At 72.8% G+C, this 14,816-nt stretch carries 15 protein-coding genes and 1 pseudogene; 8 read left to right on the top strand and 8 right to left on the bottom strand.

What is annotated here, in order from left to right; genetic code table 11:
- Positions 1–2 precede the first annotated feature (2 nt).
- Both ACFYYN_RS23535 and ACFYYN_RS23540 read right to left on the bottom strand, forming a co-directional pair.
- Complete coding sequence (locus ACFYYN_RS23535; RefSeq protein WP_500547405.1) at positions 3–776, bottom strand: ABC transporter ATP-binding protein; 774 nt, start codon at positions 774–776, stop codon at positions 3–5.
- The gene (locus tag ACFYYN_RS23540) at positions 773–1,279 is read right to left on the bottom strand and encodes a PadR family transcriptional regulator (RefSeq protein ID WP_500547406.1); all 507 of its coding nucleotides are present in this window, start codon (positions 1,277–1,279) and stop codon (positions 773–775) included. The genes ACFYYN_RS23535 and ACFYYN_RS23540 overlap by 4 nt, the downstream gene beginning before the upstream one ends.
- A 169-nt stretch (positions 1,280–1,448) precedes the next feature.
- Between ACFYYN_RS23540 and ACFYYN_RS23545 the strand changes: the two genes are divergently transcribed.
- The 7 genes from ACFYYN_RS23545 (at position 1,449) to ACFYYN_RS23575 (ending at position 10,176) form a co-directional block, all read left to right on the top strand.
- Entirely contained in the window at positions 1,449–2,726 is a 1,278-nt protein-coding gene (locus ACFYYN_RS23545; RefSeq protein WP_500364001.1) for an ABC transporter substrate-binding protein, read from the top strand.
- Positions 2,727–2,980: 254 nt separating this feature from the next.
- Positions 2,981–4,666, top strand: coding sequence for a glycoside hydrolase family 13 protein (locus ACFYYN_RS23550; protein ID WP_500547407.1), 1,686 nt, complete (start codon positions 2,981–2,983; stop codon positions 4,664–4,666).
- 40 nt (positions 4,667–4,706) lie between these two features.
- Entirely contained in the window at positions 4,707–6,038 is a 1,332-nt protein-coding gene (locus tag ACFYYN_RS23555) for an ABC transporter substrate-binding protein (protein ID WP_500547408.1), read from the top strand.
- 9 nt (positions 6,039–6,047) lie between these two features.
- Entirely contained in the window at positions 6,048–7,400 is a 1,353-nt protein-coding gene (locus ACFYYN_RS23560) for a carbohydrate ABC transporter permease (RefSeq protein WP_500547409.1), read from the top strand.
- Positions 7,397–8,323, top strand: coding sequence for a carbohydrate ABC transporter permease (locus ACFYYN_RS23565; protein ID WP_500323075.1), 927 nt, complete (start codon positions 7,397–7,399; stop codon positions 8,321–8,323). Before ACFYYN_RS23560 ends, ACFYYN_RS23565 begins: the two co-directional genes overlap by 4 nt.
- A gap of 175 nt (positions 8,324–8,498) precedes the next feature.
- Positions 8,499–9,770 carry an alpha-L-fucosidase gene (locus tag ACFYYN_RS23570; RefSeq protein ID WP_500547410.1) on the top strand — a complete coding sequence of 424 codons (1,272 nt, stop codon included), beginning with the start codon at positions 8,499–8,501 and terminating at the stop codon, positions 9,768–9,770.
- Between the two features lie 73 nt (positions 9,771–9,843).
- Positions 9,844–10,176, top strand: coding sequence for a hypothetical protein (locus ACFYYN_RS23575; RefSeq protein WP_500547411.1), 333 nt, complete (start codon positions 9,844–9,846; stop codon positions 10,174–10,176).
- 159 nt (positions 10,177–10,335) lie between these two features.
- Here the strand turns inward: ACFYYN_RS23575 and ACFYYN_RS23580 are convergent, their stop codons facing one another.
- From ACFYYN_RS23580 to ACFYYN_RS23600, 5 genes are all read right to left on the bottom strand, one after another.
- A complete protein-coding gene (locus ACFYYN_RS23580) occupies positions 10,336–10,725 on the bottom strand; it encodes a hypothetical protein (protein WP_500547412.1) in 390 nt (129 codons plus the stop codon).
- 143 nt (positions 10,726–10,868) lie between these two features.
- The gene (locus ACFYYN_RS23585; RefSeq protein ID WP_500547413.1) at positions 10,869–11,849 is read right to left on the bottom strand and encodes a hydroxyacid dehydrogenase; all 981 of its coding nucleotides are present in this window, start codon (positions 11,847–11,849) and stop codon (positions 10,869–10,871) included.
- Positions 11,850–12,058: 209 nt separating this feature from the next.
- Complete coding sequence (locus ACFYYN_RS23590; protein WP_500547414.1) at positions 12,059–13,135, bottom strand: adenosine deaminase; 1,077 nt, start codon at positions 13,133–13,135, stop codon at positions 12,059–12,061.
- Complete coding sequence (locus tag ACFYYN_RS23595) at positions 13,132–13,554, bottom strand: VOC family protein (RefSeq protein WP_499515307.1); 423 nt, start codon at positions 13,552–13,554, stop codon at positions 13,132–13,134. Before ACFYYN_RS23595 ends, ACFYYN_RS23590 begins: the two co-directional genes overlap by 4 nt.
- A gap of 114 nt (positions 13,555–13,668) precedes the next feature.
- Positions 13,669–14,154 (bottom strand): acyl-CoA thioesterase, encoded by a 486-nt coding sequence (locus tag ACFYYN_RS23600; RefSeq protein WP_500547415.1) that lies wholly within the window; start codon positions 14,152–14,154, stop codon positions 13,669–13,671.
- Between ACFYYN_RS23600 and ACFYYN_RS23605 the strand changes: the two genes are divergently transcribed.
- Positions 14,153–14,674, top strand: a complete 522-nt coding sequence (locus ACFYYN_RS23605; protein WP_500547416.1) for a hypothetical protein — start codon at positions 14,153–14,155, stop codon at positions 14,672–14,674. The genes ACFYYN_RS23600 and ACFYYN_RS23605 overlap by 2 nt on opposite strands.
- On the opposite strand, the pseudogene ACFYYN_RS23610 reads toward ACFYYN_RS23605, so the two are convergent.
- Positions 14,658–14,816: pseudogene (locus ACFYYN_RS23610) on the bottom strand (ABC transporter ATP-binding protein); the annotation flags it as partial. The gene ACFYYN_RS23605 and the pseudogene ACFYYN_RS23610 overlap by 17 nt on opposite strands.

Raw genomic sequence — 14,816 nt, forward strand, 5'->3', positions numbered from 1 at the left:
GGTCAGCCCTGCAGCTTCACGACGTCGGCGGCGGCACGGGAGGGACGCGAGGCGTACGGCGGGACGTCGAGGGTGATGTCGTCGACGATCTCGCCGTCGAAGAGGCTGATCACCCGGTCCGCGGCGCTGGCCACCTTGGCGTCGTGCGTGACGAGCAGGATCGTCTGACCGCGTTCGTGGCAGCGGGTCAGCAGCCGCAGCACCTCGCGGGTGCCCTTGCTGTCGAGGCTGCCGGTGGGCTCGTCGGCCAGCAGCAGGGCCGGGCGGTTGACCAGGGCCCGGGCGAGGGCGACCCGTTGCTGCTCACCGCCGGACAGGTCGGCGGGGGTGCTGTCCTCCTTGCCCGTCAGGCCGAGGTCGGCCAGCAACTCCTGGCGCGCGGCGCGCACCTGGCGGGGCGAGCGGCCGGCGAGCAGGGCGGGCAGTTCGATGTTGTCCGCGACGGTGAGGGTGGAGACGAGGTTGAAGAACTGGAAGACGATGCCGACGCCGCGCCGGCGCAGTACCGCCCAGCGTGCCTCGCTGAGCTGGTCGACCCGCTGCCCGTCCAGCCATATCCGCCCCCGGTCGGGGCGTTCCAGGCCGCCGAGCAGATGCAGCAGGGTGGACTTGCCGGCGCCGGAGGGGCCGGTGACGGCGACGAACTCGCCCGGCCGCACCTCCAGGTCGACCCCGCGCACGGCCCTGACCTCGCCGCCGTCCACGCGGTGCGTCTTGACCAGGCCCTCGACCCGGAGCATGTGCGGCGCCGCGGGGGGCGGCTCGGCCCTTCTCATTCCAGCTCCTCCTGGCAGCGCTCCAGCCAGTCGAGGTCCGCCTGCAGATGCAGCGTCGCGCCCTCGATCAGCAGCTGCGCGATGGTGTTGTCCCGGTCCTCCCCCGCGGCGAGCCGGGACATGGCCCGCATGAGGTTGAGGTAGTGACGGCGCTGCTTGTTGATCAGGGAGACCTGGTCGGCCAGGCCCGTGGCCGGGGCGAGGGCGAGCTTCATGAAGAACTCGTCGCGCACCCGCGGCTCGCTGGACGGCTCGTCGAACCAGGCGGAGACCGCCTCCTGCCCGGCGTCGGTGAGTTCGTAGATCCGCTTGTTGGGCCGGCCGGACTGGGTGACGTCCTCGCCCCGGATCAGTCCCGACTTCTCCAGGCGCGCCAGCGTCACGTAGATCTGGCCGATGTTCGGCTGAGGATAGGCCGCACCGAAAAGCTTCTCAAGTGCCGTTTTGAGCTCGTAACCATGGGCGGGCCCCTTGGCGAGGAGTGCCATGAGCGGAAGGCGCACGCTCGACCTGCCTCCTCCCCGGCTACCTGCTTGTTAGGGGCCGCTCACCAGCCCGATCACCGGTGAGCAGGCCATCTTGCCGCAATGGCTAGTATCGCGCATGTCCAACAGGTATACATGTCCCTTCGGACGACGACGCCGTCGCCGGAAGCGGGACCTGGAGGATCGTATGCGCTGGGCGCGGGCCGCGGGCAGGACCCTGCTCGCCGCTGCCCTGCTGCTGACGGGATACGCCTCCGAGGGCGCCCGCGCCGCCGACGGACCGCCCGGCACGACGGGCCGGGGCCCGGTGACCCTCGCGACCGGTCGCGATCTGACCGGCTACCTCCAGCACGTGCTGGACGGCTGGAACCGTGGCCACCCCCTGGAGAAGGCGACGCTCGTCGAACTGCCCGAGGCGGCCGACGAGGTGCGCGCGCAGATGGCCGACAGCCTGCGCTCCGGCAGCGACCGCTTCGACGTGCTCAACATCGACGTGGCGTGGACCTCCGAGTTCGCGGGCGCCGGATGGATCGCGCCGGTCGACCCGCGTGGCCTGCCGCTGGACCGGCTGCTGCCCTCGGTGGTGGACACCGCCACCTTCCGCGAGCGGCTGTACGCGGTCCCGTACGTCACCAACGCCGGGCTGCTCTACTACCGCAAGGACATCCTCGACCGGGAGCACCTGGATCCGCCGCGCACCTGGGCGGAGTTGGAGCGACAGGCGCGCACGCTCGCCCCGAAGTACGGGATCGGCGGCTACGCCGGGCAGTTCCTGCCGTACGAGGGCCTGACCGTCAACGTCACGGAGGCGGTGCAGTCGGCCGGGGGCGGCATCCTCGGCGGCGACGGCAGCCGGGTCACCGTGGACTCCGCCGCGGCCCGCGAGGGGCTGGGCTTCCTGGTGCGCGGGGTGCGCGAGGGCTGGATCCCGGGCGAGGCACTGCGGTTCAAGGAGGAGGAGTCCCGGCAGGCCTTCGAGGACGGCCGGCTGCTCTTCCTGCGCAACTGGCCGTACGTGTACGACCTCGCCTCCGCGCCGGGCTCCAAGGTCGCGGGGCGCTTCGGCGCGGTGCCGCTGCCCGGCCCGGACGGGCCGGGCGCCAGCGTGCTGGGCGGGTCCAACCTCGCGGTCAACGCGCACTCGCGGCATCCGCGGACGGCCGCCGACCTCATGGCGTACATGACGGGTGAGTCCGTGCAGCGCCAGGTCCTGACGGAGGGTTCGCTGCCGCCGGTGTGGGCCGATCTGTACCAGGACCCCGGGCTGGTGCGCCGGTATCCCTACCTGCCGGTGCTGGAGCAGAGCGTACGGGCGGCCAAGCCGCGCCCGAAGAGCGCCCGCTACGAGCAGGTGAGCCTGGCGGTGGCGGCGGTGAGCCGGGACGCACTGGCGCTGCACACCACGCCGGAGCAGGCCGTCGCACGGCTGGACCGCGAGCTGCGGGAGATCGTGCGGGACCGCTGATCCCGCGGCGCCTTGGATGGATGTCACTGCCCACCTCATACCTACTTGTTAAGTAGCTTCGAGAACTCCCCCAACACCCCTGCGGCTCCCGGCTGCGGACCTTACCCGCACAAATTACCCCAGTAAGCGCCGTCTATCGGCAGCTCCGTTGACACCTTCCCGACACTGCTACTTAACATGCATGCATAACGAGCCACCCCGCGCGGCGTGCAGTGTCGTGACCGTCCGCGCGCCCGCAGTCAGGATGGTGACGGGTGTTCACAGCCCCTCTGGAGGACGGTTCCTCCACCGCCGCCGCCCCCTCCCCGGCACTCACCGCCGCACGCCCCTGGTGGCGCGACGCGGTGGTCTACCAGGTCTACGTGCGCAGCTTCCTGGACAGCACCGGCGACGGTGTCGGGGACCTGGCCGGCGTCCGGGCCGGTCTGCCCTACCTGCGCAAGCTGGGCGTCGACGGGATCTGGCTGAGCCCCTTCTACCCCTCGCCGCAGCACGACCACGGCTACGACGTGGCCGACTACACGGGCGTCGACCCGCTCTACGGCGACCTCGCCGAGTTCGACCGCCTCGTGGCCGACGCGCACCGGCTGGGTCTGCGCACCGTCGTCGACGTCGTCCCCAACCACTGCTCGACCGCCCACCCGTGGTTCCGCGAGGCACTGGCGGGGGGACCGGGCGGCCCTGCCCGGTCGCTGTTCCACTTCGCCGACGGACGCGGCGAGCACGGCGAACTGCCGCCCAACAACTGGCGGGCGATGTTCGGCGGTCCCGCCTGGTCCCGGGTGACCGAGCCGGACGGCCGTCCGGGCCAGTGGTACCTGCACCTGTTCACCCCGGAGCAGCCCGACCTCAACTGGCGCGACCCGCGGGTCGGGGAGCACTTCGAGCACGTGCTGCGCTTCTGGCTGGACCGCGGGGTCGACGGCTTCCGCATCGACGTGGCGGCGGGCCTGTTCAAGCACCCCTCGCTCCCCGACTCCCCCGACCCCGCGGCGGACGAGCGGTCCCGCGACTCCGTCAACCCGCTGGCCTGGAACCGTCCCGAGGTGCACGGGGTGTGGCGGCGGTGGCGCGCGATCTGCGAGGAGTACACCGCCCGCGACGGACGCGAACGCCTGCTGGTCGGCGAGGTCTCCGTCCCCACCCCGGCCGAACAGGCCCGCTACGTCCGCCCCGACGAACTCCACCAGGCCTTCTTCTTCCACCTGCTGAGCGCCCCCTGGAACGCGCAGGCGTTCCGCACGGCCATCGCCGAGGCGCTGCGCGACATCGCCGGGACCGGGTCCACCGTCACCTGGGTGCTCAACAACCACGACCAGGTCAGGACCGTCACCCGGTACGCGGGCGGCCCCACCGGGCACTTCGGCGCCGCCCGGGCGCGCGCCGCCGCGCTGCTGATGCTGGCGCTGCCGGGAGCCGCGTACGTCTACCAGGGCGAGGAACTGGGACTGCCCGAGGTCGTCGACCTGCCGGACGAGGTCCTGACCGACCCGATCTTCCGCCGCACCGGCAGCCGCCGCTTCGTCCGGGACGGCTGCCGGGTGCCGCTGCCCTGGTCGGGCCACGCCTCGCCGTTCGGCTTCACCGCCGAGAACAGCGCGGCCCGTCCGTGGCTGCCGCAGCCCGACTGGTTCGCCGAGCACAGCGCCGACCGCGCGCTGCTGGACACCGGTTCCTTCTGGCACCTGTACCGGGAGGCGCTCGGCCTGCGGGCCCGGCTGCCCCAGCTCGGCGAGGGGACGCTGCGCTGGCTGGAGGCACCGCCCGGCGTGCTCGCCTTCGTCCGCGGCGAGGGCCTGGTCTGCGCCGTGAACTTCGGCGACGAGCCGGTCCCCGCCCCCGTACCGGGACAGCCGCTGCTGTCCAGCGCCCCCTGCCCGCCGGGGGTCCTCCCCGGCAACGCCGCCGCCTGGTGGGTCCACGACCCGGCGCGCACCTGACCGTTCCGCACCACTCCACCGAAGAAGGGACACCACCCCGATGAAGCGCACCCTCGTCGCGGCCACCGCCATATGCGGTCTGGCCCTCGCGACCACCGCCTGCGGCGGTGACACCAAGGCCTCCTCCGACTCCGGCCCGGCGGCCGGCGGCCAGAAGCTCAAGGGCCAGACGGTCACCGTCGCGGCCGTCTGGACGGGCGTCGAGCAGCAGAACTTCCAGAAGGTCCTGGACGGCTTCACCGCGAAGACCGGTGCGAAGGTGGCGTACGTCTCCACCGGCGACAACTTCGCGACCGTCCTGGGCAGCAAGGTCGAGGGCGGTGACTCGCCCGACGTCGCGATGGTGCCGCAGCCCGGCGTGCTCAAGGAGTTCGCGGGCAAGGGCTGGCTCCAGCCGCTGTCGCCGGAGGTGAAGGGCGCCGCGGAGAAGAACTACGCCAAGATCTGGCAGACGTTCGGCACGGTCGACGGCACCTACTACGGCCTGTACTTCAAGACCTCCGACAAGTCGACGGTCTGGTACAGCCCGCAGGCGCTGGAGACGGCCGGCGTGCAGCCGCCCAAGACCTTCGCGGAGATGCTGGACGCCGCCCGCGCCGTCTCCGACTCGGGCCTGCCCGCCTTCGCCGTCGGCGGCTCGGACGGCTGGACGCTCACCGACTGGTTCGAGAACGTCTACCTCTCCCAGGCCGGCCCGGAGAACTACGACAAGCTGACCCGGCACGAGATCCCCTGGAGCGACCCCACCGTCGTCAAGGCGCTCACCACCTTGTCCCAGCTGTTCGGCGAGGACGACCTGCTCGCGGGCGGCCGCAAGGGCGCCCTGGCCACCAGCTTCCCGGACTCCGTCGCGCACGTCTTCGGCAAGAGCCCCAAGGCCGGCCTGGTCTACGAGGGCGACTTCGTCGGCGGTGTCATCTCGGGTGACCTGGGCGGCAAGGTCGGCGAGGACGCCAAGTTCTTCCCCTTCCCCTCGGTCGACGGCGGCCCGGCACCGGTGGTCGGCGGCGGCGAGGCCGCCGTGGCGCTGAAGTCCGGCAAGAACGCCAAGGCCGCCATGGAGCTGATCGCCTACCTGGCCACCCCCGAGGCCGCGCAGATCTGGGCCAAGGCGGGCGGCTTCCTCTCCCCCAACACGAAGCTGGACCCGGCCTCCTACGCGGACGACACCCTGCGCACGGCCGCCAAGTCCCTGGTCGACGCCGGTGACACGGTGCGCTTCGACATGTCCGACCAGACCCCGCCCGCCTTCGGCGGCACGCCCGGCAAGGGCGAGTGGAAGATCCTGCAGGACTTCCTGCGCGACCCCTCGGACCCGAAGGCCACCGCGGCCGAGCTCGAGGCCGCGGCCGCCAAGGCGTACAAGGGCTGAGGCCGGATCATGTCCGCCCTCACCCGCAAGGTGCCGTCCGCCCCGGCGGGCGGCACCGCCCCGGCCTCCGTCCGGCGGCGTTCACGCCGGGCTCGCATCACGGCGATCGTCTTCGCGCTGCCGGCGCTCGCCCTGCTCGGCGCCCTCGTCGGCTACCCCATCCTCTTCTCGGTCGGCCGCAGCCTGTTCGACGCGAGCGGCGACCGCTTCGTGGGACTCGCCAACTACCAGGAGATGTTCAGCGACCCGGCCACCCTCAAGGCCGTCCGCAACACCGCGATCTGGGTCGTGGCCGCGCCGGCGCTGCTCACGGGCGTCGGCCTGGTCCTGGCCGTGCTCACCGAGAAGATCCGCTGGGCCACCGCCTTCAAGCTGCTGATCTTCATGCCCATGGCGGTCTCCTTCCTCGCCGCGGGCATCACCTTCCGCCTGGTGTACGACCAGGACCCGCAGCGCGGCGTCATGAACGCGGTCGCCGTCGCCGTCCACGACACCTTCAACGACTCCTCCGCCTACCCCGGGGCCCGGCCCCGCGGCACGGACGTGCTGAAGGAGTCGGGCGACGGCGGCTACCAGGCGGTCGCGCGGGTGGAGCCGGGCAAGGGCGTCACGCTGGGCCTGGTCGGCCTGCCGCCCGCGTCCCTGCCGGAGCAGGCCCGCCCGGCCGCGCCCGCGCAGACCTCCGACGACGCCGTCACCGGCGTGGTCTACCTGGACTTCGTCCCGGGCGGCGGGGGCACGCCCGGCGCCGTGGACCCGCGGGAGCGCGGCCTGCCGCACATGGCGGTCGAACTGACCAAGGGCGATGCCGTGGTCGCCACCACGACCACCGGTGACGACGGTTCCTTCCGCTTCGCAGGAGCCGGGGACGGCCCGTACGGCGTCCGGCTGCCCGGGAAGAACTTCGCGGAACCGTACGCGGGCATCGACTGGCTCGGCCCGACACTGATCACCCCGGCGATCATCGGCGCCTACCTGTGGATCTGGACCGGCTTCTCCATGGTGCTGATCGGCGCCGGGCTGTCCGCGCTGCCGCGCGAGACGCTGGAGGCCGCCCGGATGGACGGCGCGGGCGAGTGGCAGATCTTCCGCAGGATCACCGTTCCGCTGCTCGCGCCGGTGCTGGGCGTGGTCTTCGTGACACTGGTGATCAACGTGATGAAGGTCTTCGACCTCGTGTACATCATCGCGCCGGGCCCGGTGCTGGAGGACGCCAACGTCCTGGCGCTGCAGATGTGGCTGGTCTCCTTCGGCGGCGGCAACAACCAGGGCCTGGGCAGCGCGATCGGTGTCGTCCTGCTGCTGCTGGTGCTGCCGGCCATGGCCCTCAACATCCGACGCTTCCGCAGGAGCAACCGATGACCGTGCAGACCGCCGCTCCGCACCCCGCTCCGCCCACCCCGCCCGGCGGGACGTCCGGCCGGACCCCCGGGCGTCCCTCCGTGGCGGGCCGGCTGGTCTCGGTGCTGCGCGGGGGGCTCGTCCAGGTCCTGCTGACGGTCGTGGCTCTGATCTGGCTCACCCCGACGGCCGGGCTGTTCGTCTCCTCGCTGCGCAACTCCGACGACAACGCCGGTTCCGGCTGGTGGACCACCCTGCTCCACCCCGGCTCGCTGAGCTTCGACAACTACTCCGCGATCCTCGGCGACAGCGGGATCACCCAGGCGCTCTGGAACACCGTGCTGATCTCGGTGCCCGCCACGGCCGCCGTGGTGGTCCTCGCCGCGCTGGCCGGATACGCCTTCGCCTGGCTGGAGTTCCCGGGGCGCGACTGGGTCTTCCTGGTGGTCGTCGGCATGCTCGTGGTACCCGTGCAGATCGGGCTGCTGCCGGTCGCCAGGCTGTTCCGGGAGGTCGGGCTGTTCGGCACGACCGCGGGCGTGGTCCTCTTCCACGTGGCGTACGGACTGCCGTTCGCGATCTTCCTGCTCCGCAACTACTTCGCGGAGATCCCGCGCGAGATGCTGGAGGCCGCCCGCATGGACGGCGGGACGGAATGGACGATCTTCCGGAAGCTGGTGCTGCCGGTGGGCCGTCCGGCGATCGCGAGCCTGGCCGTCTTCCAGTTCCTGTGGGTCTGGAACGACATGCTGGTCGCGCTGATCTTCGCCGGCAGCGACGCGCAGCCTCTCACGGTCGCCCTGCAGTCGCAGATGCGGCAGTTCGGCTCCAACATCGACGTGCTGGCGCCGGGGGCCTTCCTGTCGCTGATCGTGCCGCTGGCGGTCTTCTTCGCCTTCCAGCGCCACTTCGTGGAGGGGGTCATGGCGGGATCGGTGAAGTAGGTGAGGCAGGTGAAGTAGCCGCCGGGCCGCCGCGGGAGCGGGTGCCGCGATACGTCGGAGGTCTTTCTTGTCAGTCGCCCTGATCCCCCTTAGGGTCGGGGCGGAGGACAGGACTCCTCCGACGTATCACCGCACCCGCGGTCGTCTTCTCCCCTCCCGCGAGGACTCGTCAGCCATGCCCCTGCAGCCGTGGTTCGCCGACGCCAAGCTCGGCATCTTCATCCACTACGGGATCTACGCGGTCGACGGCGTGCCCGAGTCCTGGGCCTTCTACAACGGCGAGGTCCCCCACGAGCGGTACATGCGCCAGCTCGACGGGTTCACCGCGGCGCGGTACGAGCCGCGTGCCTGGGCCGGGCTCTTCGCCCGCGCGGGCGCCCGCTACGCGGTGCTGACCGCCCGGCACCACGACGGGGTCGCCCTGTGGGACACCGCGCAGGGCGACCTGTCGGTCGTCCGGCGCACCCCGGCCGGGCGCGACCTGATCGCCCCGTACGCGCAGGCGCTGCGCGAACACGGCCTGAAGGTCGGGCTCTACTACTCCCACTCGGACTGGAACCACCCGGACTACCCCAGCGTCGTCCACCCCGCCCCGCCCACCGACGACGTGGTGACCAGCCCCTTCGTCGCCCCGGCGGACGGCACGGAGGACCCGGCCGCCTGGGAGCGCTACCTCGCCTACCGCGACGCCCAGGTCGGCGAGCTGGTCGACCGCTTCCGGCCCGACCTGCTGTGGTTCGACGGCGAGTGGGAGCGCAGCGAGGAGCAGTGGGGCCTGGACGCCCTGGCCGCGCGGATCCTCGCCGGGAACCCGGAGACGGTCCTGAACGCGCGCATGCTGAGCCACGGCGACTACGCCACACCCGAGCAGGGCATCCCCGTCGAACCGCCGGCCGGGCCGTGGGAGCTGTGCCTGACCGTCAACGACTCCTGGGGCTTCCAGCACGCCGACCACCGCCACAAGTCGGTGCGCCAACTGGTCCGCTACTTCACCGAGACGATCGGCGCCGGCGGCAACCTGCTGCTGGACGTCGGCCCCCGTGAGGACGGCACCATCACCCCGGAGCAGACGGCCCGCCTGGAGGGCCTCGGCGACTGGATCCGCGGCCACGCCGACGCCGTGTACGGCACCGTCGCCGGCCTGCCGGCCGGACACCACTACGGCCCCAGCACCCTGTCCGCCGACCGCCGCACCCTGTACCTGGTGTGCTTCGACGCCCCGCGCGAGACGGTCGCGCTGCGCGGCCTGCGCAACCGCGTCCGCCGTGTCTCGGTGGTGGGCACGGGCGCCGGGCTGGGCCACCACGTGACCGGCGGGCTCCACGACGTGCCCGGCGTCACCTGGATCGACGCGCCCTCCCCCGACGCCCTGGACCCGCACGCCACCGTCCTCGCCCTCGAACTCGACGGCGAACTGGACCTCTACCGCGGCACCGGTCGTGCCTAGCTCCGTGCCGCCCTCCTGTGAGGTGCCTTCCCGTCCCTGCTTCCGGAACCCTCCCGCGCTGCCCCACGAGGTGGTGGCCGAGACCCTGGAACGGGCCCTGCGCGACCGCGCGCACGAGGCCGAGGCGGCGAGCGTCCTGGTCGGGAGCGCGCTGAACGACGACGACCGGCGGTTCGTCGAGCACTGGTGCGTCGAGGTCGGGACGCGGGCCGTGCCGGGAAGTCCCCTTCTCGGCCTGGCCGGTCTGTGCCTGGGGCACACCGCCAGACGGTTCGGGCGCCTCGGCGACGCGGCCCTCGCGCTGACGGAGTCGCTGGCGGCGCGCGCGGAGGCGGATCCGTCGGACGTGGACACCCGGGCCCTCGACGGCCGTGCCGACGTCAGGAACTTCCTGCGCCTTCGGTGATCGGGCCGCACCGGGACGTCCGGCGCGGGGCCCGGTTCCTGGATGACCCATTCCAAGGGATGCCTGCGGGGGGGGTATGGGGCGGGCGGCGGCCGAAGCCACCGCGAGACGGTCAGGCGGTGGGCTGCCGCCCCTGGTTGTCGAGGTGGCAGCGGGCGGTCAGGCGTCAGGGTCGACTTCGGGGTGCGTGAACCGCACGGGCTTGCCCAGCGACCGGGCGTAGGCGATTTCGGCTCGGGTGCTGTCTCCGATGTAGTCGCCGACCACGAGCACCTCATCGGCGAGCCGGATCTTCGCCCGGTGCAGATCGTCGAGTCGAACCTTCAGCGCCTCGGCCTCGACAGGATCGGACCAAAGTTCGTGCGGCGACTTCATGTCACAGCCCGGTTTGACGACGATCCTTCCGGCTGTGGTCTCCCGCAGATCGGCCTCGTCCATCTCGGTCATGAAGCGGGTGGAGCCGCAGATCACGACGATATGCGGGAGGCTCAACAGCTTCTTCGCGTCGGCGAGCTTCTCCTCGGGGGTGAGCAGTTGCGGGTATGACACCGGTTCCTCCTGGTGGTGCGGTCCAAGGGGTGCCTGCGGAGACGAGAACGAGGGTGTCCAAGATCGTTTCGTCGAACGACGTGGACACCCTCGCGACAGCACTCTATGCGACGGCCGACGACATGCCGACGGAGCATCCTTCCTCAGGCGGAACGTGCGAGCGCGTCGCGGTTGACGGCGTGGGCGAGGGGCGCACCGTGGGCGAGACGTTCGATCTCCTCGATCGCGGTCTCGGCGAGCCGGGCCAGTTCGCCGCCGAGCGAGCCGGCGACGTGCGGGGTCAGCAGGACGTTCGGCAGATCGTAGAGCGGCGAGTCGGCGGGCAGCGGCTCGGGGTCGGTGACGTCGAGGACGGCGTGCAGCCGGCCGGAGACCAGTTCGGCGGTGAGCGCGGCGGTGTCGACCAGCGAGCCCCGCGAGGTGTTGATCAGCGTGGTCCCGTCCCGCAGCAGCGCCAGGCGCGCGGCGTCGAACAGGTGCCGGGTCTCGGGCAGTTCGGGGGCGTGGACGGTGACCACGTCGCCGAGCAGGCACAGTTGGTCCAGCTCGACCGGCTCCGCACCGAGCGCGACCGCCTCGCCGGGGTCGAGGTGGGGGTCGTGGACGAGCAGGCGCAGGTCGAAGGGGCGCAGCAGCTCGATGACCCGCCGCCCAATGCGGGAGGCGCCGACGACCCCCACGGTACGACGGTAGTTGCCGATGCCGGGGCACACCCCGGAGGGCTCCGGCCGGCGGCGGGCCGCCCGGTAGGCCTGCGCCGAGGCCAGGACGCGCTTATTGGCGAACAGCACGGCGGCGACGGTGTACTCGGCAACCGGCAGGGCGTTGGCCGCGGCGGCGGTGGAGACCTGGATGCCGCGCCGCCACACGGCGTCGGTGACGTGCTGCTTGACCGATCCGGCGGCGTGGACGACCGCGCGCAGCGCGGGCATGCGGGCCAGCGCCGCCTCGTCCAGCGGCGGGCAGCCCCAGCCGGTGAGCAGCACCTCGGCCTCGGCGAGCGGTTCCGCCACGGCGGGGTCCCCGAAATCCTCGACGAGCAGGGCGGGGTCGACGCGGGCGACACGGCAGAGCCGTTCGAGCGCCGCGTCGCCGAGGACGGCCTCACGGGTCCCGGCGCTCATGGCCAGGACGGTACGGGGACGGTGGTGCGCGCGGGTCACGTGGCGGCTCCCCCTGTGGAGACCTGCGGACGGGTGAGGGCGCCATCATTCGCACGTGACCCGGCGCCGTCAAGGGCGGACCGGGCCTCCCCGGCCCCGGCACGCGCACCGCCGCGGACGCCGCACACGGGGTACCGGACCGGGAGCCGGGCCGGTACCCCCGTCGGGGGTCAACTGCCCGCGGCGAGCACCGTCTCGTAGCCCGGCAGGACGACGTCGCGGATGATCGCGTTCCGCTCGTCGAAGGGGAGGAACGCGCTCTTGAGCGCGTTGACGGTGACCTCGCGCAGGTCCTCCGCCGTCCAGCCCGCCTCGGTGACGAGCAGCTCCATCTCGCGGGTCATGGTGGTCGCCGAGACCAGCCGGTTGTCGGTGTTGAGGGTGACGCGGAAGCCGAGTTCGCGCAGGAGGGTGATGGGGTGCTCGGCGATGGAGGTGGCGGCGCCCGTCTGGAGGTTGGAGGTCGGGCAGACCTCCAGTGCGATGCGGCGGTCGCGTATCCAGCCCGCCAGGCGGCCGAGCTTGCCGTCCACGATGTCCTCGGCGAGGCGGACGCCGTGGCCGATCCGCAGCGCACCGCAGACCTGCACCGCCTGGTGGATGCTGGGCAGGCCGTGGGCCTCGCCCGCGTGGATGGTGAAGGGCACGTTCTCGCGGCGCAGGTGCTCGAAGGCGGCGAGGTGGTCGGCGGGCGGGAAGCCGTCCTCGGCGCCCGCGATGTCAAAGCCGACGACGCCCGCGTCGCGGTACGCGACGGTGAGGTCGGCCACCTCGCGGCTGCGGTCGGTCATGCGCATCGCGCACAGCAGGGTCCCCACGCGGACCGGCGTGCCCGCGGCGGCGGCCTTCGCCATGCCGGCGGCCAGGCCCTGCTGGACGGTCTCGACGACCTCGGCCAGGGTCAGGCCCCGGTGCACCAGCAGCTCGGGCGCGTAGCGCACCTCGCCGTAGACGACGCCGTCGGCGGCGAGGTCCAGCACGTACTCCTCGGCGACGCGCAGCAGGCCCTCGCGGGTGCCCATCACGGCGATCGTGTGCTCGAAGGTGGCGATGTAGCGGACCAGGTCGCCGGAGTTGGCGGCGTCGTAGTACCAGGCGGCCAGCTCGCCGGGGTCGGTGGCGGGCAGGGTGTGGCCGATCTCCGCGGCCAGTTCGACCAGGGTGGCCGGGCGCAGGCCGCCGTCCAGGTGGTCGTGGAGGACGGCCTTGGGGAGCCGGCGGATCAGGTCGGTGTCGAGGGCGGTCACGCGGTGGGCTCCTGGTCGGTGGGGGCGGTGGCGGCGGGCTGGAGGAGGTCCCAGCGGTTCCCGTAGGGGTCCTGGAAGACGACGACCGAGCCGTACGCCTCGTGGCGGGGCTCCTCCAGGAAGGTCACCCCCGCGGCGCTCATCCGCGCGTGGTCGCCCGCGAAGTCCTCGGTGTGCAGGAAGAAGCCGACCCGTCCGCCGGTCTGGTCGCCGACCCTGGACAGCTCCGCGTCGTTCTTGGCGCGGGCGAGCAGCAGCCCGCTGCCCGCGGCGCCGCCGGGCGGGCGCACGACGACCCACCGGCTGCCGCCGGGGCGCGGCTCGTCCTCGACGAGCTCGAAACCGAGGGCGCCGGTGTAGAAGGCGATGGCCTCGTCGTAGTCGCGGACGACGAGGGTGACCAGGGCGATACGGGACATGCGCGAACGTTATACGTAACACCACGACCCGGGCAAGACGCTCCCTCCGGCTGGGAGGGGCGCCTGTCCCTGCCCGGGCGGGGCGGCGGCCGGCCGCCCCGCCCGGCCCCTGGGTCAGCCCGCCTCGGCCTGCCGGACGCGCAGGGCGCGGCGCCGCAGCGCCCGGGCGTGCCGCCGCTCGTCCTCGGCCGACGCCGGCCTGAGCTCCGCCACCGGCCGGGGCCTGCCGTCGGCGCCGGTGGCCACGAAGACCAGGTGCGCCGTGACGACGTCGGTCACCGGGCCCGGGGTGTCCCAGCGCTCGGCGGTGACGCGGACGCCGACGTCCATCGAGGTGAGGCCCGCGTGCTCCACGACCGCGTGGACGGTGAGCAGGTCACCGGCGTGCGCCGGATGGAGGAAGGCCATCCCCTCCACGGAGACGGTCACCGCGGGGCCCGAGGCCTCCTCCAGCCGCGCACGCGGCATGTCACCGGGCACCAGGTGGCCGGCCAGGCCTCCGACGGCGACGAGGTCGTCGTCCCGGACGTTTCGGTGGGCGTGGCACACCCCGAACTCGGTCTCCCGCAGGGCCTGGTGGTTCCCGTAAATTGCTTCCATGGGGGCACGGGACGCACAGGACGAACCGATGCGAGGCGGCCGGCGATCGGAAGGGCGGGGCTCGGGCGAGGGCTCCGCGCATCCCCTGGCGCTCCTGCTGGCCGGCGTGGTGTTCCTCGCGGCGGGCGTCTGGCTGCTGACCGCGACGGCCAGGGACACCCTGGCCGTGCGCTACGGCGTGCACACGGTGGGCACCGTCCGCGAGGCCCGCGACGCCTCCGGCGACGGCCGGCTGTGGGTGACCTTCACCGTGGCGGGCGCCGAGGTGACCCACCCGCTGCCGCCGGGCACCAACCGCCGCCAGGTGAACCACGGGGACCGGCTCCCCATCGTCTACCGGGCCGACCGTCCCGAGCGGGTCGTCGCCCGCCGTGACGTCGGGCACGGGCCCCTGCTGTTCTGGTCGGGGTTCACCGCGGTGGGACTCGTCCTGGCCGGCTGGTCCGGCCTGGCGCTGCACCGCGCCGGCCGGCGGCGGACGCGCGGCGGCCCCGGGACGTGGGTCAGTCGGTGGGGGTGATGTGGCCGTCGCGGAGTTCCAGGACGCGGTCGGCGAGGGCGAGGAGTTGGGGGTCGTGGGTGGCGACGAGGGCGGTGACGCCTTCGCTGTGGACGACGGCGCGCAGGAGTTCCATGACGGCGCGGCCGGTGTCGGCGTCGAG

The organism is Streptomyces sp. NPDC001902 (assembly GCF_042891295.1).
Classification (GTDB): Bacteria; Actinomycetota; Actinomycetes; order Streptomycetales; family Streptomycetaceae; genus Actinacidiphila.